The organism is Streptomyces sp. NPDC024555, assembly GCF_055559335.1.
In genome coordinates, this window is the sequence record NZ_JBVHKV010000001.1 from 246557 (window position 1) to 266412 (window position 19856).

A 19856-nucleotide genomic window follows, 5' to 3' on the forward strand; every position below is an offset into this window, starting at 1 on the left:
CCCCTGAAGCGGCCTGTGGACAACCTCACGCCCGGACGCCGGGCACCGCCCCGGACACCGCCCCCGGACCTGGTCACACACCCACGGCCTCTTCCATCTCCTCCTCCATCTCCTCCCTGGCCTCGCTCCGCGGCGCCGGCCCCGGCTCCGCCCCCGCCGGGCCCACGCGCCGCTCCCCCGCCTCCGGGACCGCTGCCGCCGGGGCCGACGGCCCGGCGGCCGCGGCGGTCTTCCGCCTGTGCTCGGTCAGGCCGGCGAGTGCCATCAGCACCAGGCCCGCCACGAGCCAGAGGGCCAGCACCAGCACGTCGCGGCCGAGCCCGTGGCCGCCGAAGTAGACATGGCTGCGGACGCCCTCGACGAAGCCCGCCCCGTTCCAGAACGCGTGCAGGGCGCCGAAGAAGCCGGGCTGCAGTTCGGGCCGGAAGATCCCGCCGGAGCTGGTGAAGTTCAGCATGACGAACAGCACCATGACGCCGAGGGTGGTCCAGCGCTTCAGGAAGGTGTGCAGTCCGACGCCGATCAGCAGGATGCCGGCGGCGTAGAGCCAGGCCATCGCCCACAGCCCGCCGAGTCCCTGGTCCACCAGGCCGAAGAGGGGTCCGGCGAAGACCACACCGATCGCGCTGACCACGAGCGACGCGCCCGCCGCCAGGGCCGCCCGGATCCTCAGCGGCAGCGCCGCGCCGGCGCCTCCGATCACGGCGACGGAGGCGTACGAACCGATGCTCACCGCCACCAGCAGGAAGAAGATCCCCTGCCCGGTCGGGTCGCCGTCGGCGGTGGGGGCCGTGTCCGTCACCTTCAGCGGCGCTCCCTGGCCCGCCGCGACCTCGGTGAAGACCTTCTCCACCACGGTCGCGCTGGTGTCGGAGGACGCCGAGGCCACCAGCAGTTCGGGGCGGGTGCCGGGCACATAGGCGCCGTAGCTGTCCTGGGTCCTGAGGTGGTCGACCGCCGCGGCGCGGTCGGCGACCGTACGGACGGTCAGGGCCCCGTCGCCCTTGTCCTGGAGGGTCTGCGCAAGCACCTGGGCGCTCGGCCCGGAACCGACCACGTCCACCCGCAGATCGTGCGGCTCGGGGGCGTGGAAGGCCCCGAGGTAGGCCAGCCCCATGCCGACGCACATGAGCAGCGGCGTGACGAGATGGCTGAGCACATGGCGCAGCGCGGCGGCGGTGGAGCCGGGCGCGGCGCTCGGGCCTGAGGACGAGGACATCGGGAACGCTCCGGAGGATCGGCAGATGGTTGGCTTTTACAACTCCTATTCCGTTGTACTATACAACTGAAAAGTCGAGGAAGGTGAACGCGTGCCAGGCACCCCGGAGGACCGCGAAGAGTCGCTGGACGTCATCCAGCGCGAGCTGACCGCGTTCGCGCGCCGGGCGCGCGCCGCGGCGGCCCGGCTCCATCCGGAGCTGCCCCTGGTGTCGTACACGCTGCTGGCACACATCGACGACCGGCACGGCTGCCGGGCCACGGACCTGGCCGCGCACTACATGCTGGACAAGTCCACGGTCAGCCGGCAGATCGGCACCCTGGAGAAGCTGGGCCTGGTCGAACGCCATCCGGACCCGGACGACCACCGCATCCAGGTGCTGCACCCCACCGAGGCCGGCACCCGGGCGCTCGCCTCGACCCAGGCCAGCCGCCGCGCCGCCTATCAGGAACGGCTCGCGGAGTGGACGGAGGACGACCTCGCGCGCTTCGCGGACTATCTGCTCCGGTACAACGCCTCGGGCGGCCCGAACGACCCCGCCGCCTGAACCTCGCCCCGCACCCCCGCGGCGGTTCCTAGCAGCCGCCGATGCCGCTCTTCAGATGCGTCTCGGCCCAGCGGCCCAGCTCCTTGAGCGCGGGCTCCATGGCGGCGCCGGCCTCGGTCAGCCGGTACGAGACCCGCAGCGGCGGGCCCTCGTCGACCTCGCGGACCACCAGTCCCGCCGCGCCCAGCTCGGACAGCCGGTCCGAGAGCATCCGCTCGCTGATGCCGGGGATCGCCCGCCGCAGATCGGCGAAGTGCACCGGCTGCTGCATCAGCACGGAGACGATCGGCCCCGTCCAGCGCTTGCCGAACAGCTCGAAGACGCGGCTGATGCCGACATCCACCCGCCTGCACGCCTGCTCGCCGTGATCCGCCATGGCCCCAGGGTACTGCGTCGCCGTGCGGGACTTACTATTCGTAAGCCCCTATGTTATTACTAGGTGCATACGAAACTTCGGCTGCTTACATATCCCCATGGAGACCCTCATGGCCACGCTTCTGCACCTCGACTCCGCCGTGTTCCCCCAGGGTTCCGCGTCGCGCGAGGTCACTGCCGCCTTCGTTCAGACCTGGCGCGATCAGCACCCGGACGGGGAGGTCGTCTACCGCGACCTGGCCGCCGACCCGCTGCCGCACCTGGACGCCGCGGCCGCCGCGGCCGGCGCCGAGCACCCGCTGCGCGCCGAACTCGCCGCCGAGCTGGCCGCCGCCGACGCGGTCCTGATCGGTGCGCCGATGTACAACTTCTCGATCCCGTCGACCCTGAAGGCCTGGCTCGACCACGTGATCGTCGTGGGCCTCAACGTGGGCCCTGACAGCCCGGTCGCCGGCACCCCGATCACCGTCGTCGCCAGCCGCGGCGGCTCGTACGCCGAGGGCACCCCGCGCGCGGACTCCGAATTCGTCCAGAACTACCTGGAGAAGCTGCTCACCTCGATGTTCGCCGCCGAGGTGGACTTCATCGTGCCGGAGCTCACGCTGGCCCACGTCAACCCGCAGATGGCCGAGCTGATCCCGCTGGCCGAGACCTCCAAGGCGAAGGCGCTGACCGACGCCGAGGACAAGGCCAAGGCGCTCGCCGCCAAGCTCGCCGCCTGATCCGGACGCGGCCACGGCCGTCCGAGCGGCACGAAGGGGCCGGGGTTCACGGAACCCCGGCCCCTTCGGCACACCCGCAATCGGACGTTTCACGTGAAACGAACCACCCCCCGGGCCGGGCGACCCGCCCCGGCCGCCCGTACCGGAGCAGCAACAGAAGAAGCCCCGCGGGCCGTGGGCCTGCGGGGCTTCTCTCTTGTGCGCGAGGGGGGATTTGAACCCCCACGTCCCTAAGGACACTGGCACCTGAAGCCAGCGCGTCTGCCGTTCCGCCACTCGCGCAAGAGTGGTGTTTCCAGACCTTCGCTTGTTCTGCGACCGCCTGGCGACAAACGGAAGATTAGCACGCTGGGCAGGGTGGATTCACATCCGTTTGTTTCGAGGAACCTCGGGAGGGAACCGGGAACCCGGAGCGGCCGCCCCCCACTCCTCCTGAGTGCACCCGAGGTGCGGGACACTGTCAGGAGGCCGCCTCTACGATCCGTGTGAGGGGGGACACTCATCCGCAGTGCAGACAAGGGGAACCAGCCGATTTCCCGACGCGTGGATACGATCAGTAAGCAGTACAGGGACGACGACACCGGAGGAGGTGCCCCGTGGGAGTCATGAAGCGTTTCGAGCAGCGTCTCGAAGGTCTGGTCAACGGCACCTTCGCCAAGGTCTTCAAGTCCGAGGTCCAGCCGGTCGAGATCGCGGGCGCCCTCCAGCGGGAGTGCGACAACAACGCCACCATCTGGAACCGCGAGCGGACCGTCGTCCCCAACGACTTCATCGTCGAGCTGAGCGCCCCGGACTACGAGCGGCTGAGCCCGTACTCCGGCCAGCTGGGCGACGAACTCTCGGGCCTGGTCCGGGACTACGCCAAGCAGCAGCGGTACACCTTCATGGGACCGATCAAGGTCCACCTGGAGAAGGCCGAGGACCTGGACACCGGTCTGTACCGGGTGCGCAGCCGCACCCTCGCGTCGAGTTCGTCACAGCAGGGCGCCCCCGGCCAGCCGTCGTTCCAGAACCCGCCGGGACCGGCCTCGCCGCCCGGCCGTCCGGCCCCGGGCCGCCACCAGGCGCCCGGCGGCTACGGCTACCCGCCCACCGCCGCACCGCCCATGCCCCCGGGACCGCCTCCCGGCGGCGGGCACGGCGGACCGGGCCACGACCGGCGCCCGCCGGCCCCCAGCCCTCAGCCCCACGCGCAGATGAGGCGCTGGATCGAGATCAACGGCACCCGCCATCAGATCTCCCGCCCGACGCTGGTGCTGGGTCGCAGCACCGACGCCGACGTGCGGATCGACGACCCCGGCGTCTCCCGCCGGCACTGTGAGATCCGGACCGGAACGCCCTCGACGATCCAGGATCTCGGGTCTACCAACGGCATCGTGGTAGACGGGCAGCACACCACCCGCGCTACGCTCCGCGACGGCTCGCGGATCGTCGTGGGCAGCACCACCATCGTTTACCGGCAAGCCGAAGGGTGAAGCGGGGGCAATGTCAGAGCTGACCCTGACGGTCATGCGGCTAGGTTTCCTGGCTGTTCTGTGGCTATTCGTGATCGTGGCCGTGCAGGTCATTCGCAGCGATCTGTTCGGAACGCGCGTCACACAGCGCGGCTCGCGCCGCACCGCGCCCGACGGACGGGCTCCACAGGCGCGCCAGAACGCCTCGGCGCCGCCCCAGCAGCGCCAGCAGCCGGGCCGCCAGCGCCGGGGGGCGCCGACAAAGCTGGTCGTGTCCGAGGGGACGCTCACCGGCACCACGGTGGCGCTCCAGGGCCAGACCATCACGCTCGGCCGCGCCCATGACTCAACGATCGTGCTGGACGACGACTACGCGTCCAGCAGGCATGCCAGGATCTACCCCGACCGTGACGGCCAGTGGATCGTCGAGGATCTCGGGTCCACCAACGGCACGTATCTGGACCGGACCCGCCTCACCACCCCCACGCCTGTTCCGCTGGGCGCGCCGATCCGGATCGGCAAGACCGTCATCGAGCTGCGGAAGTAGTACGACAATGAGCGAGCGGAGCGAGCGAGCCGCGGCGGTCCGGGCATCGGACCCGGCCAGGCTCCCGACCGGAGGGTGGGCAGTGTGGCTCGAGACCGGCTGTACCCCGAACCGACGGGTGAGGTGCGCATGAGTCTGTCCCTGCGCTTCGCCGCCGGATCGCACAAGGGCATGATCCGGGAGGGCAACGAGGACTCCGGCTACGCCGGTCCGCGTCTCCTGGCCATCGCCGACGGCATGGGCGGCCAGGCGGCCGGCGAGGTCGCCAGCTCCGAGGTGATCTCCACCCTCGTCCAGCTCGACGACGACGTGCCCGGCTCCGACATCCTGACCTCGCTCGGCACCGCCGCCCAGCAGGCCAACCACCAACTGCGCCTGATGGTCCAGGAGGACCCGCAGCTGGAGGGCATGGGCACCACGCTGACCGCGCTCCTGTGGACCGGCCAGCGCCTCGGACTCGTCCACGTCGGCGACTCGCGCGCCTATCTGCTGCGCGACGGCGTCCTGACCCAGATCACGCAGGACCACACCTGGGTCCAGCGGCTGGTCGACGAGGGCCGGATCACCGAGGAGGAGGCCACCACCCACCCGCAGCGCTCGCTGCTGATGCGCGCGGTGGGCACGAGCGACCACGTCGAACCCGATCTCTCCATCCGCGAGGTCCGGGCCGGCGACCGCTATCTGATCTGCTCCGACGGGCTCTCCGGCGTCGTCTCCCACCAGACCCTGGAGGAGACGCTCGCCAGCTACCAGGGCCCGCAGGAGACCATCCAGGAGCTGATCCAGCTCGCCCTGCGCGGCGGCGGCCCGGACAACATCACCTGCATCGTCGCCGACGTCCTGGACGTCGACAGCAACGACACCATGGCCGGGCAGCTCAACGACACCCCGGTCGTCGTCGGGGCCGTCGCGGAGAACCAGAGCTCGCAGCTGAACGACGGCGGCGCGATGCAGACGCCCGCCGGGCGCGCGGCCGGCCTCGGCCGTCCCGTCCCGCCGCCCGCGGGCAGCTTCGGCCCTCCCGGCAGCGGTGACGACGCGGGCTACGGCGCCATGCCGAACGGTTCCTTCGACGCCTACACCGACGACGACTTCGTGAAGCCCGGCGGCCGCAAGTGGCTCAAGCGCTCGCTGTACATCGCGCTCGCCCTGGCGGTCATCGGCGGCGGTGTCTACGGCGGCTACCGCTGGACCCAGACCCAGTTCTACGTCGGCACGAAGAACGACAACGTCGCGCTGTACCGGGGCATCAGCCAGGACCTGGCCTGGGTCTCCCTCTCGAAGGTCGAGACGGACCACCCCGAGATCGAACTCAAGTACCTACCGCCGTACCAGCGCAAGCAGGTCGAGGCCACCATCGCCGAGGGCAGCCTCGGCGAGGCCCGCGAGAAGATCACCGAACTCGCGGCCCAGGCCGGCGCGTGCAAGAAGGACGCGGAGCGTCGCGCGGCCGAGAAGAACGCCCCCAGCGACGAGGGCCAGGCCGCCGGTACCGACACGGACGCCACCAAGACGGACGCGACCAAGGCCGACGGCGACAAGAAGTCCTCGTCGGGCGGCACCAAGAGCAAGCAGACGTCCACGACTCCCACTCCCGGTCCCAGCCTCTCGGAGGAAGAGAAGAAGCTGGTCCCGCAGTGCGGTAAGCAGTAAAGCCGTAGGGGGCCTTCAGCACCATGAGCGTTGTCACCAACACGACCACCATCGGCGCGATCGACGCACCGAGCCGGCGCAACACCGAACTGATGATGATGGTCTTCGCCATCGCCATCTCGGTGTTCGCCTACGCCAACGTGGGACTCGCCATCGACGGCTCGCTGCCCTCCGGCATGTTCGGATACGGCCTGGGCCTGATCCTGCTCGGCGGCGTGGCCCACCTCGTGGTGCGCAAGTTCGCCCCGTACGCGGACCCGCTGTTCCTGCCGCTGGCCACGCTGCTCAACGGGCTGGGGCTGGTGCTGATCTGGCGGCTGGACCAGTCGCAGCGGCTGATCGACCGGGCGGAGTACCTCTACGGGTCCTACAGCCCCGACGCCCCCAAGCAACTGCTGTACTCCGCGATCGGTGTGGCCTTCTTCGTGGCCGTGCTGATGATCCTCAAGGACCACCGCATCCTTCAGCGGTACACGTACATCTCCATGGCGGCGGCCTTGGTCCTGCTGGTCATTCCGATGTTCTTCCCCGCGGTGAACGGCGCGAAGATCTGGATCAGCCTCGGCCCCTTCTCCATCCAGCCGGGAGAGTTCGCCAAGATCCTCATCGCGGTGTTCTTCTCCGGCTACCTCATGGTCAAGCGCGACGCGCTGGCCCTGGCCAGCCGCCGCTTCATGGGGCTGTACCTGCCGCGTGGACGTGACCTCGGGCCGATCATCACCATCTGGGCCCTGTCGATCCTGATCCTCGTCTTCGAGACCGACCTCGGTACGTCGCTGCTGTTCTTCGGCCTCTTCGTGATCATGCTGTACGTCGCCACCGAGCGGACCAGCTGGATCGTCTTCGGTCTGCTGATGTCGGCCGCCGGCGCGGTGGGTGTGGCCTCCTTCGAGCCCCATGTCCAGGAGCGCGTGAACGCCTGGCTGGATCCGTTCTCCAAGGCGACCATGGCGCAGAGCGACCAGATCGCCCAGTCCCTGATGTCCTTCGGTTCCGGCGGCACGCTCGGTACGGGGCTGGGCCAGGGGCATTCGGACCTGATCATGTTCGCCGCCAACGCGGACTTCATCCTGTCCACCGTCGGCGAGGAACTGGGACTGGCCGGGATGATGGCCGTGCTGCTGATCTACGGCCTGATCGTCGAGCGCGGCATCCGTACGGCCCTCGCGGCCCGCGACCCCTTCGGCAAGCTGATGGCGGTCGGCCTCTCCGGCGCGTTCGCCATCCAGGTCTTCGTGGTCGCGGGCGGTGTCATGGGCCTCATCCCGCTGAGCGGTATGACCATGCCGTTCCTCGCGTACGGTGGTTCGTCCGTTCTCGCCAACTGGGCGCTGATCGCCATCCTGATCCGCATCAGCGACACGGCCCGCCGCCCCGCGCCCGCGCCCGCACCCACGTCCGACGCCGAGATGACCCAGGTGGTCCGCCCGTGAACAAGCCCCTGCGCCGGATCGCGATCTTCTGCGGCATCCTCGTCCTGGCCCTGCTCATCCGCACCAACTACCTCCAGTACGTGAAGGCGGACGAGCTCAACACCCGCGACGAGAACCGCCGCGTCCGCATCGAGCGGTACGCCCACGAGCGCGGCAACATCATCGTGGACGGCGGGAAGGCGGTCACCGGCTCGGTCGAGACCAAGAGCGGCGACTTCAGGTACAAGCGCGTCTGGGAGAACGGCCCCATGTGGGCACCCGTCACCGGCTACTCCTCGCAGGCCTTCGGCGCCACGCAGCTGGAGAACCTTGAGGACGGCATCCTCACCGGCAACGACGACCAGCTCTTCTTCGACCGTACGAAGGGCATGTTCACCGGCAAGGAGAAGCAGGGCGGCAACGTCGTCACCACGCTGGTGAGCGCCGCGCAGAAGGCCGCCTTCGAGGGCCTCGGCAACAAGAAGGGCGCCGTCGCCGCGCTCGACCCGCAGACCGGCGCCATCCTGGCGCTGGCCAGCACCCCCTCGTACGACCCCTCGACCTTCGCGGGCAACACCGACGCCGACACCAAGGCCTGGCAGAAGCTCGGCAAGGACCCGGACAAGCCGATGCTCAACCGGGCGCTGCGCGAGACGTACCCGCCCGGTTCGACGTTCAAGGTCGTCACCGCCGCGGCGGCCCTGGAGAACGGGCTGTACACGGACATCGACGCGGACACCAAGTCGCCGCTGCCGTGGCGGCTGCCGCTGACCACCGGCAACCTGGAGAACGAGGGCAGCATCCCCTGCGAGAACGCCTCCCTGCGGGAAGCGCTGCGGATGTCCTGCAACACGGTCTTCGGCAAGATCAGCGACGACCTCGGCAACCAGAAGATGATCGACGAGGCCAACGAGTTCGGCTTCAACAAGGACGTCTTCACGCCGGTCCGTGCCACCGCGAGCATCTACCCCAAGGACAACCGGCCGCAGAACGCCATGGCCGGCATCGGCCAGGCGTCCAACCGCGCCACCCCGCTCCAGATGGCCATGGTCGCCGCGGCGGTCGCCAACGACGGCAAGCTGATGCAGCCGTACATGGTCGCCGAGCGGCAGACGCCCGGCCTGGACGCGATCTACACCCACGAGAAGGAGCAGCTGAGCCAGCCGCTCTCGGGGGAGAACGCCCAGAAGCTCCAGCAGATGATGGAGACGGTCGTCGAGAAGGGCACCGGCCAGAACGCCCGGATCAGGGGCGTCACGGTCGGCGGCAAGACCGGTACGGCCCAGCACGGTCTGAACAACAGCGAGAAGCCGTACGCCTGGTTCATCTCGTACGCGAAGACGGACAACGGCTCCCCGGTGGCGGTCGCCGTGGTCGTCGAGGACAGCGACGCGACCCGTGACGACGTCTCCGGTGGCGGTCTCGCCGCCCCGATCGCGAAGTCGGTCATGCAGGCGGTCCTCGACGGGAAGAAGTGAGGCCGCTCACACCGGGCTCCATTCCCGCACCTTGGATACCGGTCGGATATCAGGTATTGCCTGCGGGCTGATCACGTAGTGCGCGGCCGGTAGCGTATGCGCGGACAGCACACCGCCGGACCGCACACCGGTGCGGTCAGGACTGACGGAGAGGGCTGGAACAGTTATGGAAGAGCCGCGTCGCCTCGGCGGCCGGTACGAGCTGGGCTCGGTGCTCGGCCGTGGTGGCATGGCCGAGGTCTACCTCGCCCACGACACCCGGCTCGGCCGCACCGTGGCTGTGAAGACGCTGCGGGCGGACCTCGCCCGCGACCCGTCCTTCCAGGCCCGGTTCCGCCGTGAGGCCCAGTCCGCCGCCTCGCTCAACCATCCGGCGATCGTCGCGGTCTACGACACGGGTGAGGACTACGTCGACGGGGTCTCCATCCCGTACATCGTCATGGAGTACGTCGACGGCTCGACGCTCCGTGAGCTGCTTCACTCGGGCCGCAAGCTGCTGCCCGAGCGCACGCTGGAGATGACCGTCGGCATCCTCCAGGCGCTGGAGTACTCGCACCGCGCGGGCATCGTCCACCGCGACATCAAGCCGGCCAACGTCATGCTGACGCGCACCGGCCAGGTCAAGGTCATGGACTTCGGCATCGCCCGTGCGATGGGCGACTCCGGCATGACGATGACCCAGACCGCGGCCGTCATCGGCACCGCCCAGTACCTCTCCCCGGAGCAGGCCAAGGGCGAGCAGGTCGACGCGCGGTCCGACCTGTACTCGACCGGCTGCCTGCTCTACGAGCTGCTGACGGTCCGGCCGCCGTTCGTCGGGGACTCCCCGGTCGCGGTGGCCTACCAGCACGTACGGGAGGAACCGCAGCCGCCGAGCACCTTCGACCCCGAGATCACGCCCGAGATGGACGCGATCGTGCTGAAGGCGCTCACCAAGGACCCGGACTACCGCTACCAGTCGGCCGACGAGATGCGCGCCGACATCGAGGCCTGCCTCGACGGCCAGCCGGTCGCCGCGGCCGCGGCGATGGGCGCGGCCGGCTACGGCGGGTACGGCGGCTACGACAACGACCAGCCCACCACCGCCCTGCGGGCCGCGGACCAGAACGGCGCCCAGACGTCGATGCTGCCGCCGGTCAACCCGGACGACGGCGGCTACGGCTACGACGACCGCCCCGACCGCCGCCGCCAGAAGAAGGGCAACACCTCGACGGTCCTGCTGGTCGTCGCGGGCATCCTGGTGCTGGTCGGCGCGATCCTGATCGGCAAGGCGGTCTTCGGCGGCGACGGCGACAGCGGGGACGGCACCTTCAACGCGCCGAACATGATCGGTTCGACCGTCAAGGAAGCCAAGCAGCTCGCCGACAACACCAACACGGTCCTCAAGGAAGGGCCGAAGGAGGAGTGCAAGGATCAGCCCGCGGGCAAGATCTGCCGCCAGACTCCGACCAAGGAGGAGAAGGTCTCGGAGGGCGACACCATCACGGTGTTCGTCTCCAGCGGGGCGCCGAAGATCGAGGTGCCCGACGTCACGGAGAAGTCCAAGGACAACGCCCGCCAGATCCTGGAGGACAAGGGCTTCACCGTCACCTTCACCTCGGTCGAGTCCTCCGACGCCGAGCCCGGCACGGTCCTGGACCAGTCCCCGAAGGGCAACTCCAAGGCCGAGAAGAACTCCGAGGTGAAGCTCTCGGTGGCCACCGAGAAGCTGATCAGCATGCCTCCGGTCACGGACCGTTCGTGGGACGAGGCGGTCGCCCAGCTCAACGGGAACGGCTTCACCAACATCGGCAAGAGCGAGGTCGACTCCGAGAAGGCCGCGGGCACCGTGGTCGAGCAGAACCCGGCGGCCGGTGAGAAGGTCGGCAAGGACACCGCGATCATCCTCAAGGTGTCCAAGGGCCCGGCTCAGCCCGCCACGCAGCCGGTTCCCGAGGTCAGGGGCAGCAAGGTCTCCGAGGCGAAGCAGAAGCTCGCGGACGCCGGCTTCCTTCAGGTCCAGTTCGCTCCGAACAGCCCGCAGGACGACAACGCGCGCGTCGTCAACCTCGACCCGCAGCCCGGCACCCAGGCCGACCCGGCCACCACGGTCATCACGCTGACGACCATGGGCGGGAACGGAAACCCGTTCGGCGGCGGGGACGGCTAGGCCCACCCGCCACAGCGAAGGGCCCCGGTCACCTCAGCTGAGGTGACCGGGGCCCTTCGTTCGTCCTTGTCCTCGTCCGCTCAGCGCAGCTCCGCCGGCTTCGTGCGGTCGCGGTCGACCTTCTCCGTGCGGACCAGCTCGCCCCAGACGATGTAGCGGTACTTGGAGGTGAAGACGGGGGTGCAGGTCGTCAGGGTGATGTAGCGGCCGGCCTTCTTGGCGCCGGAGCCCTTGGGGACGGGCTGGAGGACGTCGACGTTGTACTTGGACGTCTCGGGCAGCTCGTTGAAGACCTTGTAGATGTACCAGGTGTCCTTGGTCTCGAAGACGATCGCGTCTCCGGTGCGCACCTTGTCGATGTTGTGGAACTTCGCTCCGTGGCCGTCGCGGTGGGCGGCGAGGGTGAAGTTGCCCTCCTTGTCGGAGGGGAGGGCCGATTTCACCGGTTCGGTGTAGTAGCCGGCGATGCCGTCGTTGAGGTTGTCGGTGTCGGTGCCCTTCTTGACGAGCACCTCGCCGTTCTTCATCGAGGGGACGTGGAGGAAGCCGATGCCGTCCTTGGTGTCCAGGGCGCCCGGTCCGCCGGCCCAGCGGTCGCGGACGGTGTCGCCCTGTTTGGTGGCCTCGCGGTCGGCGAGCACGTTCGTCCACCACAGGGAGTAGACGACGAACAGACCGAGCACGAGACCTGCGGTGATCAGGAGTTCACCGAAGACGCTGACGGCGGTCGCGACGGGATGGCGGCCCCGGGGGCGCACCGGCGGCGCGGACTCCTCGGTCCGCTCTTGGTCCTCGGTCCTCGCTGCCACCGCACCGTCCCTGTCGTGATGTCGTTCGGCCCGCTCAGTCCACGAGCGCGTCGGGCTTTCCCTTGCTGCGCGGCCGTTCGTCGACCATCTTGCCCCAGACGATCAAACGGTACGTACTCGTGAATTCGGGCGTACAGGTCGTCAGGGTGATGTACCGGCCCGGCTTCTTGAACCCCGACTGCGGCGGCACCGGTTCGATGACCGAGACGTTGGACGGCGAGGTCTGGGAAAGGGCGCTCGTCATCTCGTACGTGTAGTAGGCGTCCTGCGTCTCGACGACGACCTGGTCACCGGCGTGGAGCCGGTTGATGTAGCGGAAGGGCTCGCCGTGCGTGTTGCGGTGGCCGGCCAGGGCGAAGTTGCCCTGCTTGTCCGACGGCATCGCGGTGTTCAGCGGTTTCTCGCTGTAGTGGCCGACCATGCCCCGGTCGAGGACCTTCTCCTTGCTGATGCCCTCGGCGATCGGTGTGACGACGTCGAGCTTCGGGATGTGGATGATGGCGAAGCCCTGGCCGGGCGCGAACACCCCGGGGTTCCGCTTGCCCTTGGCCCAGTCGTCCTGGATCTTGTGGGTCTCCTTGCCGGCCATCTGGTCGGCGCGGACGTTGGTCCACCACAGCTGGTACGTGACGAAGAGCAGCATCAGGACGCCCAGGGTGATGAACAGCTCCCCGACCACCCGGCTGACCACGACCGCGGGGCTGTCCTTGGCCGCCTTGGCCGCTCTGCGCGCCTCGACGCGGGTCAGCGGCCTGTCGGGCGTGTCCGGGCCGCCGCCGGGGCCCGCCGCCGGGCGGCCGTCGTCCTTCCTCCGGCCCCGGGCCTTCGCCGCGCGGCGCCGCTCGGCCCGGCCGCCGGTGGGCGCCTCCGGCGGATCGGCGGGCTCCTCCGCCGCGTCCTCCCCCTCGGCCGCCCCGGGCTCGGAGCGCGGGCCGGGCACCACCACCGGGAGGACCTCCGTGGCCCCCTGGTCGACGACGGGCGCGCGCCGGGGCTCGGCCCTCCGCAGGGCCACGGTCTCGTCGTGCCGGCGAGGCGTCCGCGACACCGGGGCCGGCTCGTGCGGCACCGGGCCGGGCTCGTGCGGGGCAGGGCCGGGCTCGTACTCGGCAGGGCCGGGCCCGTGCGGGGCAGGGGCGGGCTCGTGCGGCACGGGGGCCTGGAAGGGGGTGGCCGGCGCGGCAGGGGCGGCCGGGACGGAGGCGGCGGGCGCGGGCTCCGGGGGAGCGCCCCGGTAAGGCCCCTGGGCGGGCTCCTGAGCGCCGTACCAGTCCCGTTCGAACCCTTCGGGGTCGTACCACTCGCGCGGGGTCTCCTGGGCCGTCTGCGGCCCATGGGAGGGCTGGGGCGAGGATGTCGCGGCAGGAGGCCCGGCCGTGGTGTCGGCACCGGCCTCCGGGGCCGTGCGGCTGCCGGGGATGTTGCCCGTCCGGAACCACGGCGAGGCGTGCTCGCCCGGCAGCGGATCGTTCAGCGGGTCCACCAGCTGGTCGACCGCCGCCTCGAACGCGCCGGCGGCCTCGTACGCACCCGCCTCGTGCGGGCCGTCCGGTCCGGGGTCTCGTCCGTGGCGGGGTGGGGTCACGCGACGGCCTTGCCCACCACCGGCGCGAGCCCCGCCGACCTCTCGACGGCGCCGGTGTCACCGCACCGGACGAGCCAGTTGGCCAGCATCCGGTGGCCGTGCTCGGTGAGCACCGACTCCGGATGGAACTGCACCCCTTCGACCTCCAGCTCCCGGTGGCGCAGCCCCATGATGATGCCGTCGGCCGTCCGCGCGGTGACCTCCAGCTCGTCCGGGACCGTGTCCGGTTCGGCGGCCAGCGAGTGGTAGCGCGTCGCGGTGAACGGCGAGGGCAGGCCGGTGAACACACCGCCGCCGTCGTGGAGCACCGGTGAGGTCTTGCCGTGCAGCAGCTCGGGGGCGCGGTCCACGACCCCGCCGTACGCCACCGCCATCGACTGCATGCCCAGGCAGACGCCGAAGACCGGGACGCCGGTCGCCGCGCAGTGGCGGACCATGTCGACGCAGACGCCGGCCTCCTCGGGGGTGCCGGGGCCGGGCGAGAGCAGGACGCCGTCGAAACCGTCCTGGGCGTGGGCCGTGGTGACCTCGTCGTTGCGCAGGACCTCGCACTCCGCACCCAGTTGGTAGAGGTACTGGACGAGGTTGAAGACGAAGCTGTCGTAGTTGTCGACGACCAGGATGCGGGCGCTCATCGCACGGCTCCCATCGCGTCGGTGCCGTCCACCGTCACATCGCCGAACGGGAGCAGCGGCTCCGCCCACGGGAAGACGTACTGGAACAGCACATAGACGGCCGCGAGGACGAGCACGAGCGAAATCAGCCCGCGCACCCACGCGTTGCCCGGCAGATGCCGCCAGATCCAGCCGTACATGCTGACCCCTTCATTCGGTACGGGAACCAGAGTAAGGGGCCGGGGCGCGGCCGGGGGTCAGCTGTGGAAAGCCGCCGGTCTGCCGTCGGTCACGGGCTGGGTCGCGTCCAGGTGGGCCCAGGCGATCAGCCGGTGGCTGCTGCCCCACTCGGGGTCGCAGGTGGTCAGGGTGAGGTAGCGGCCGGGGCCGTCGAAGCCGGACTTGCGGGGCACCGGGTCGATGACGCCGATGTCGCTCGGCACGGTGCGGTAGGGCCTGCGGTCGATCCGGTACGTGAACCAGGTCGTCCCGTCGGTCACCAGCACGGCGTCGCCGGGGCGGAGCCGGGGGAAGTCCTTGAAGGGGTCGCCGTAGGTGCGCCGGTGCCCCGCGACCGCGAAGTTGCCCGTCTCGCCGGGTCCGGCGGTCCCCCGGTAGTGGCCGAGCCCCTTCTGCAGGGTCTTCACCTCGGTGTTCTCCAGGACCGGCCATTCCCAGTCCTTGCCGAGGCGGGGGATGTAGAGCATCGCGAACGGCTTTCCGTCGCGGTAGGTACGGGGCGGCGGGGCGGACCGCGACGGCTCAGGGGCGGGGGCGCTCACCGCACCCCGCGCCCACTGGTCCTGGAGGTCGTCGATCTGGTGCTCGGTCGCGCCCGCGGCCTTCACTCCGGTCCAGAACAGGACGTACACCACGAAGAGGATGATCAGGGCACCGATCGTGATGCACAGTTCGCTGAACGTCCTGACGACCAGTCGCACCGACACCGGGCGGCCTCCCCGCAGCGCTCGCTACTTCACCGGCTCCGCATAGTGGAGATCCACTGTGCCCGAGTAGCCGGGAAGAGTCACCGCCTCGCGCCGGTCCACTTTCCAGCCGAGGCCGTACGCCTTCACGTAGAGGAGGTAGTTCTGGATCGCCGGGGAGGCGTCGAGGGCGCTCTCCAGCTTCCCGGGGTCGCCGACGGCGGTGATCTTGTACGGCGGCGAGTAGACGCGGCCCTGGAGGATCAGGGTGTTGCCGACGCAGCGCACGGCGCTGGTGGAGATCAGCCGCTGGTCCATGACCTCGATGCCGCGGGCGCCGCCCTTCCACAGGGCGTTGACGACGGCCTGGAGGTCCTGCTGGTGGATGACCAGGTCGTTGGGCTGCGGATCGGGGTAGCCGGGGCTGGCGGTGGCGTTCGGCGGGGCGTCGTTCAGGGTGACGGAGACGGCCCGGCCGGACAGCTTCGTGGTGCCGGCGGCCCGCTCCAGGGCCTTGAGCCGGGCGTCCTCCGCCTCCGTGCTGCCGTCGTCGCGCCGGACGAGGGCGTCGATGTCGTCGCGCACGGCGGTCACGGACTCGTCCAGACCGGCGTTCTTGTCGCTGCGCTGCTGAATCAGGTCGGAGAGCTTCAGCAGCGAGGAGTCCGTACGGATATTGGTGCCCTTGGCGGTATTGGCGCTGGTCACAAAGATGAGGCCGGCCAGGGCGAAAACGGCAGCCGTGAGCACTTTGGCCGGATGCCGGAAGGAGCGCCGGACCGGCCCTGGGGGAGAGTCGGCAGAATTGCTCAACGTACCCTTATCTCCTTCGGAGCCACGGAAGCACTACGCTAACGGACGCCCGGGGGAGGCAGCATTCCCCCTCGCGCCCCGCACCGGCGCCAGCCACAGATCCCTGCGCGGTCACGCAGCGCATCGACAGGAGAGTTCCTCGTGCCGAAGTCACGTATCCGCAAGAAGGCCGACTTCACGCCCCCGCCGGCGAAGCAGGCGACCAACATAAAGCTGACCAACAGCAGCTGGGTGGCGCCCGTGATGCTGGGGCTCTTCCTCATCGGTCTGGCCTGGATCGTCGTGTTCTACGTGACCGACGGCGACCTCCCGGTCCCGTCCCTGGGGAACTGGAACATCGTCGTCGGCTTCGGCTTCATCGCCGGCGGCTTCGGCGTCTCCACCCAGTGGAAGTAGCTCCGGCCGCCTCGTAGGACCACGGCGGGCCCACGTCCCGCAACCCTTGCCCTGAGTTACCCACAGCGTTATCCACAGGCGGGGGAAAAGGTCAGACGATCTGTGGATAACTCCTCGGCCGTTGACGCCGGTGTGACTGCAACCGCCCCTCGACGGGGACGGTACGCCCCTTGCCCCTGCGGGAAAATCCCAGCTCAGAGGCAAGGGGCGCAGTTGTGCCCACAGAATGCACAAGATCCCGCGCAAGCTGTGGACAACTTCGATCAGAAACGATCCACAGCGGCGGCCGGGGATCGGGTCGGGTGTCAGGTCAGGGCGGCCGAGCGGGCGATCACGATGGCGACGACCGCCACCATTACCGCGGCGCAGGTGGCGAACTGCACCAGGTTCCGCCGCTCTCTGGGGGCGTGCACCATGCCGAAACCGATGAGCACCCCGGCGACCAGTCCGCCCACATGCGCCTGCCAGGCGATGCCGCCCCAGGGGTTGAAGGTGATGACCAGGTTGATCGCGAGGAGCGTGAAGACCGGGCGCATGTCGTACCTGAGGCGGCGCATCAGCACGATCGTGGCGCCCAGCAGCCCGAAGATCGCGCCCGAGGCGCCCAGCGACGGCTGGTTCTCCGCGGCGAGCCAGTAGGTCAGGGCCCCGCCCGCCAGCCCGGAGAGCAGATAGAGGGCGAGATAGCGGACCCGGCCGAGCACTGCCTCCAGCGGGCCGCCCAGCCACCAGAGCCCCAGCATGTTGAAGGCGATGTGCCACACCTCCTGGTGCAGGAACATCGACGTCACCAGCCGGTACCACTGGCCCTCGGCGATGCCCTCGGGCGGACCGCCGTAGTAGAAGTTGGCCCGGCCCAGCAGCACCAGGTCGTCGACCAGGGCGGTGCCCTTGGCCAGGACCAGGACGAACACGGCGACGTTGATCCCGAGCAGGATCTTGGTGACCAGCCGGGGATCGGCCGCGACCGTGCCGCCCGCGAGGGTGCGCGGGGTGGTGGCGGCCGGGTGGTGTCCCGTACCGGAGCCCTGGCGGACGCAGTCCGGGCACTGGAAGCCGACCGAGGCGCTGACCATGCAGTCGGGGCAGATCGGACGGTCGCAGCGGGTGCAGCGCACCCCCGCCTCGCGGTCCGAGTGGCGGTAACAGCCGACCGGGCCGCCCACGGGCTGCGGCTCCTGGCCGGCCGGCGGCTGCTGGTCCATCGGTTCCCTCACGTCCCGGTCTCCTCGGCCTCGACTCGGCGACGCGCACGGCACCGCCCCGCGCGTCCCCTTGTCATCAAGTACGGACGGGCGGGGCGGTTGGTTCCCGTACGGGGCGACCGGAGCGTGACCGGACGGTGACGGGACGCGAGCTTCGGGCGCGGACGCCCTCCGCCGGCCGGGTCAGCCCTCGCGGGTCTCCACGACGACCGACTCGACGACCACGTCGTTCACCGGACGGTCGGTGCGCGGGTTGGTCTGGGTGCCCGCGATCGCGTCGACGACCTTCTTGCTCGCGTCGTTGGTCACCTCGCCGAAGATGGTGTGCTTGCCGGTCAGCCAGGCGGTCGGCGAGACGGTGACGAAGAACTGCGAGCCGTTGGTGCCCGGACCGGCGTTGGCCATGGCCAGCAGGTACGGCTTGGTGAAGGCGAGGTCCGGGTGGAACTCGTCGGCGAATTCGTACCCCGGGCCGCCGGTGCCGTTGCCCAGCGGGTCACCGCCCTGGATCATGAAGCCGCTGATCACGCGGTGGAAGACGGTGCCGTCGTAGAGCCGGTCCGTGCTCTTCTGCCCGGTCGCCGGGTGGGTCCATTCGCGCTCGCCCCGGGCGAGTTCCACGAAGTTCTTGACCGTCTTGGGCGCGTGGTTCGGCAGGAGCCGGATCTCGATGTCGCCCTGGTTGGTCTTCAAGGTGGCGTAAAGCTGCTCGGCCACGGTCTGCCTTCCGTAAGTCTGCTCTGACGTCCGTCGATCCTCGCACGGCCAGGCCCTTCGGACGGTGGGCCGCGCGGTGCGGGTGCGCCCCCGCGCTCCGCTGCGCCCCCTGTTCACCTCCGCCCGCCCTCGGCTTTCGCCGCCCGGCCCGCCGCCGGACGGGTCGGACGGCACGGCCGCTGGAATGACCCGGATGCCCGTTCTGCGTGCCGCCCCGGCTCTCCGCAGGCATGATCTCGGAATGGGTGGAAAGGCGGAATACCACCCGCCACCAAGGAGGAGGATCCCGTGACCCGCATCGACAGCGTGCGCGCCGCAACCGACTCGGCGAGGGACAGCGTGCAGCACGCCGCGGTAGTGGTGGCGCCCTACGCCGACTCGGCCAAGGAGCAGGCCGCCCACTATGCGAACGAGGCCCGCGCGGTGCTGGCACCCAGGGTGTCCAAGGCAGCGCAGCAGGCCCGCGTCCAGTACGACGCACACCTCGCCCCCCGGATCGAGCTGGCCCTCGCCCACGTACCGCCCAAGGTCGACGAGGCCGCGCAGCGGGCGGCGCTGCGCACCCGCCGGGCCGCCCGGAGCGCCGCCGACTACACCGTCCCGCGCGTCGAGCACGCCGTCGCGGCGAGCCGGCCGGTCGCCGAGGAGGCCCAGGCCCGCAGCGTCGCGGCGCTGGCCGCCCTGCGCGGGCAGGTCTCGGCCGAGGAGATCAGGAAGCTGAGCCGCAAGCGCGAGCGGCGGGCCCGGTGCGGCCGGGCCTTCAAGGGGCTCGCCGTGGCCGGCGTCCTCGCCGGTGTCGCCTACGCCGCCTGGCGGTGGTGGGACAAGCAGGCCAACCCCGACTGGCTGGTCGAGCCCCCCGCCCCCACCGAGGTCGACGACCGCGCCCCGCTGACCTCGGTCGACGACAGCGGCGAGCCGATCCTGGACCCGGAGGTCCGGGCCAAGCAGGCCGACGCGGAGGCGGACGGCCCGGACGGATCCGAGGACGAGGACGAGAACGGCCGCCCCTGAGCAGCCGTCACCGCGCCGCACCACGACCGGGCGCCGAGGACCGACAGGGTCCCCGGCGCCCGGTCCGTCGTACGCCGCCGCACCGCCGGACACCCGTCCGCCGCACGGCTTTTGAGGTCTAGACCACTGGTGGAACGGCGGCGTTCCACGGACCGGACGGGCCTCCGCCCACAGTAATGACCCAGTAACGGCACCTTCCTAGGGTGCGGGCACCTCGTACC

20 protein-coding genes and 1 tRNA gene are annotated in these 19856 nt (G+C 70.2%); 10 read left to right on the forward strand and 11 right to left on the reverse strand.

The features are described from left to right. Positions 1–73: 73 nt before the first annotated feature. Positions 74–1219: an ABC-2 transporter permease gene (locus tag ACZ4FH_RS01080; protein WP_467301485.1), complete on the reverse strand. Its 1146-nt coding sequence runs from the start codon at positions 1217–1219 to the stop codon at positions 74–76. A gap of 91 nt (positions 1220–1310) precedes the next feature. Here ACZ4FH_RS01080 and ACZ4FH_RS01085 point away from each other — a divergent pair, with 91 nt between their 5' ends. Further along, positions 1311–1766, forward strand: coding sequence for a MarR family winged helix-turn-helix transcriptional regulator (locus ACZ4FH_RS01085; RefSeq protein WP_467301486.1), 456 nt, complete (start codon positions 1311–1313; stop codon positions 1764–1766). A 28-nt stretch (positions 1767–1794) separates the two neighbouring features. Here the strand turns inward: ACZ4FH_RS01085 and ACZ4FH_RS01090 are convergent, their stop codons facing one another. Next, on the reverse strand, positions 1795–2142 hold the full coding sequence (locus ACZ4FH_RS01090) for a winged helix-turn-helix transcriptional regulator (protein WP_383631265.1): 348 nt from the start codon (positions 2140–2142) through the stop codon (positions 1795–1797). A 109-nt stretch (positions 2143–2251) separates the two neighbouring features. Between ACZ4FH_RS01090 and ACZ4FH_RS01095 the strand changes: the two genes are divergently transcribed. Continuing rightward, positions 2252–2863: an FMN-dependent NADH-azoreductase gene (locus tag ACZ4FH_RS01095; RefSeq protein WP_467301487.1), complete on the forward strand. Its 612-nt coding sequence runs from the start codon at positions 2252–2254 to the stop codon at positions 2861–2863. Positions 2864–3062: 199 nt separating this feature from the next. Here ACZ4FH_RS01095 and ACZ4FH_RS01100 read toward each other — a convergent pair. Beyond that, positions 3063–3145 (reverse strand) — tRNA-Leu (locus tag ACZ4FH_RS01100). 314 nt (positions 3146–3459) lie between these two features. On the opposite strand from ACZ4FH_RS01100, the gene ACZ4FH_RS01105 reads away from it, so the two are divergent. The 6 genes from ACZ4FH_RS01105 to pknB all read left to right on the forward strand — a co-directional run bounded on the left by ACZ4FH_RS01105 (position 3460) and on the right by pknB (position 11556). Then, on the forward strand, positions 3460–4338 hold the full coding sequence (locus ACZ4FH_RS01105; protein WP_467301488.1) for an FhaA domain-containing protein: 879 nt from the start codon (positions 3460–3462) through the stop codon (positions 4336–4338). Between the two features lie 10 nt (positions 4339–4348). Next, positions 4349–4864, forward strand: coding sequence for an FHA domain-containing protein FhaB/FipA (locus ACZ4FH_RS01110; RefSeq protein WP_383631274.1), 516 nt, complete (start codon positions 4349–4351; stop codon positions 4862–4864). A 129-nt stretch (positions 4865–4993) separates the two neighbouring features. Next, complete coding sequence (locus ACZ4FH_RS01115) at positions 4994–6517, forward strand: Stp1/IreP family PP2C-type Ser/Thr phosphatase (protein ID WP_385103927.1); 1524 nt, start codon at positions 4994–4996, stop codon at positions 6515–6517. 23 nt (positions 6518–6540) lie between these two features. Then, positions 6541–7950, forward strand: a complete 1410-nt coding sequence (locus ACZ4FH_RS01120) for an FtsW/RodA/SpoVE family cell cycle protein (RefSeq protein WP_467301489.1) — start codon at positions 6541–6543, stop codon at positions 7948–7950. Next, the gene (locus tag ACZ4FH_RS01125) at positions 7947–9407 is read left to right on the forward strand and encodes a penicillin-binding transpeptidase domain-containing protein (RefSeq protein WP_467301490.1); all 1461 of its coding nucleotides are present in this window, start codon (positions 7947–7949) and stop codon (positions 9405–9407) included. The genes ACZ4FH_RS01120 and ACZ4FH_RS01125 overlap by 4 nt, the downstream gene beginning before the upstream one ends. 166 nt (positions 9408–9573) lie before the next feature. After that, the gene (gene pknB, locus ACZ4FH_RS01130; RefSeq protein ID WP_467301491.1) at positions 9574–11556 is read left to right on the forward strand and encodes a Stk1 family PASTA domain-containing Ser/Thr kinase; all 1983 of its coding nucleotides are present in this window, start codon (positions 9574–9576) and stop codon (positions 11554–11556) included. An 80-nt stretch (positions 11557–11636) separates the two neighbouring features. Here the strand turns inward: pknB and ACZ4FH_RS01135 are convergent, their stop codons facing one another. Genes ACZ4FH_RS01135 through ACZ4FH_RS01160 form a run of 6 tightly spaced genes read right to left on the reverse strand, consistent with a single transcriptional unit; the run spans position 11637 to position 16303 of the window. After that, on the reverse strand, positions 11637–12365 hold the full coding sequence (locus ACZ4FH_RS01135; RefSeq protein WP_383631288.1) for a class E sortase: 729 nt from the start codon (positions 12363–12365) through the stop codon (positions 11637–11639). A gap of 34 nt (positions 12366–12399) precedes the next feature. Next, a complete protein-coding gene (locus ACZ4FH_RS01140) occupies positions 12400–13950 on the reverse strand; it encodes a class E sortase (protein ID WP_467301492.1) in 1551 nt (516 codons plus the stop codon). Continuing rightward, on the reverse strand, positions 13947–14585 hold the full coding sequence (locus ACZ4FH_RS01145; RefSeq protein WP_383631294.1) for an aminodeoxychorismate/anthranilate synthase component II: 639 nt from the start codon (positions 14583–14585) through the stop codon (positions 13947–13949). Before ACZ4FH_RS01145 ends, ACZ4FH_RS01140 begins: the two co-directional genes overlap by 4 nt. Continuing rightward, positions 14582–14764, reverse strand: coding sequence for a hypothetical protein (locus ACZ4FH_RS01150; RefSeq protein ID WP_383631297.1), 183 nt, complete (start codon positions 14762–14764; stop codon positions 14582–14584). The genes ACZ4FH_RS01145 and ACZ4FH_RS01150 overlap by 4 nt, the downstream gene beginning before the upstream one ends. A gap of 57 nt (positions 14765–14821) precedes the next feature. Beyond that, positions 14822–15511 (reverse strand): class E sortase, encoded by a 690-nt coding sequence (locus tag ACZ4FH_RS01155; protein ID WP_467301493.1) that lies wholly within the window; start codon positions 15509–15511, stop codon positions 14822–14824. Positions 15512–15535: 24 nt separating this feature from the next. Next, positions 15536–16303, reverse strand: a complete 768-nt coding sequence (locus ACZ4FH_RS01160) for a DUF881 domain-containing protein (protein WP_467301494.1) — start codon at positions 16301–16303, stop codon at positions 15536–15538. Positions 16304–16444: 141 nt separating this feature from the next. Here ACZ4FH_RS01160 and crgA point away from each other — a divergent pair, with 141 nt between their 5' ends. Further along, positions 16445–16699 (forward strand): cell division protein CrgA, encoded by a 255-nt coding sequence (gene crgA / locus ACZ4FH_RS01165; RefSeq protein ID WP_383631307.1) that lies wholly within the window; start codon positions 16445–16447, stop codon positions 16697–16699. A 305-nt stretch (positions 16700–17004) separates the two neighbouring features. Here the strand turns inward: crgA and ACZ4FH_RS01170 are convergent, their stop codons facing one another. Both ACZ4FH_RS01170 and ACZ4FH_RS01175 read right to left on the reverse strand, forming a co-directional pair. Beyond that, positions 17005–17904 (reverse strand): rhomboid family intramembrane serine protease, encoded by a 900-nt coding sequence (locus tag ACZ4FH_RS01170; RefSeq protein ID WP_467301728.1) that lies wholly within the window; start codon positions 17902–17904, stop codon positions 17005–17007. A gap of 183 nt (positions 17905–18087) precedes the next feature. Next, positions 18088–18621 carry a peptidylprolyl isomerase gene (locus ACZ4FH_RS01175; protein WP_467301495.1) on the reverse strand — a complete coding sequence of 178 codons (534 nt, stop codon included), beginning with the start codon at positions 18619–18621 and terminating at the stop codon, positions 18088–18090. A gap of 288 nt (positions 18622–18909) precedes the next feature. Here ACZ4FH_RS01175 and ACZ4FH_RS01180 point away from each other — a divergent pair, with 288 nt between their 5' ends. Next, positions 18910–19635: a DUF5324 family protein gene (locus ACZ4FH_RS01180; RefSeq protein WP_467301496.1), complete on the forward strand. Its 726-nt coding sequence runs from the start codon at positions 18910–18912 to the stop codon at positions 19633–19635. The last annotated feature ends 221 nt before the right edge of the window (positions 19636–19856 follow it).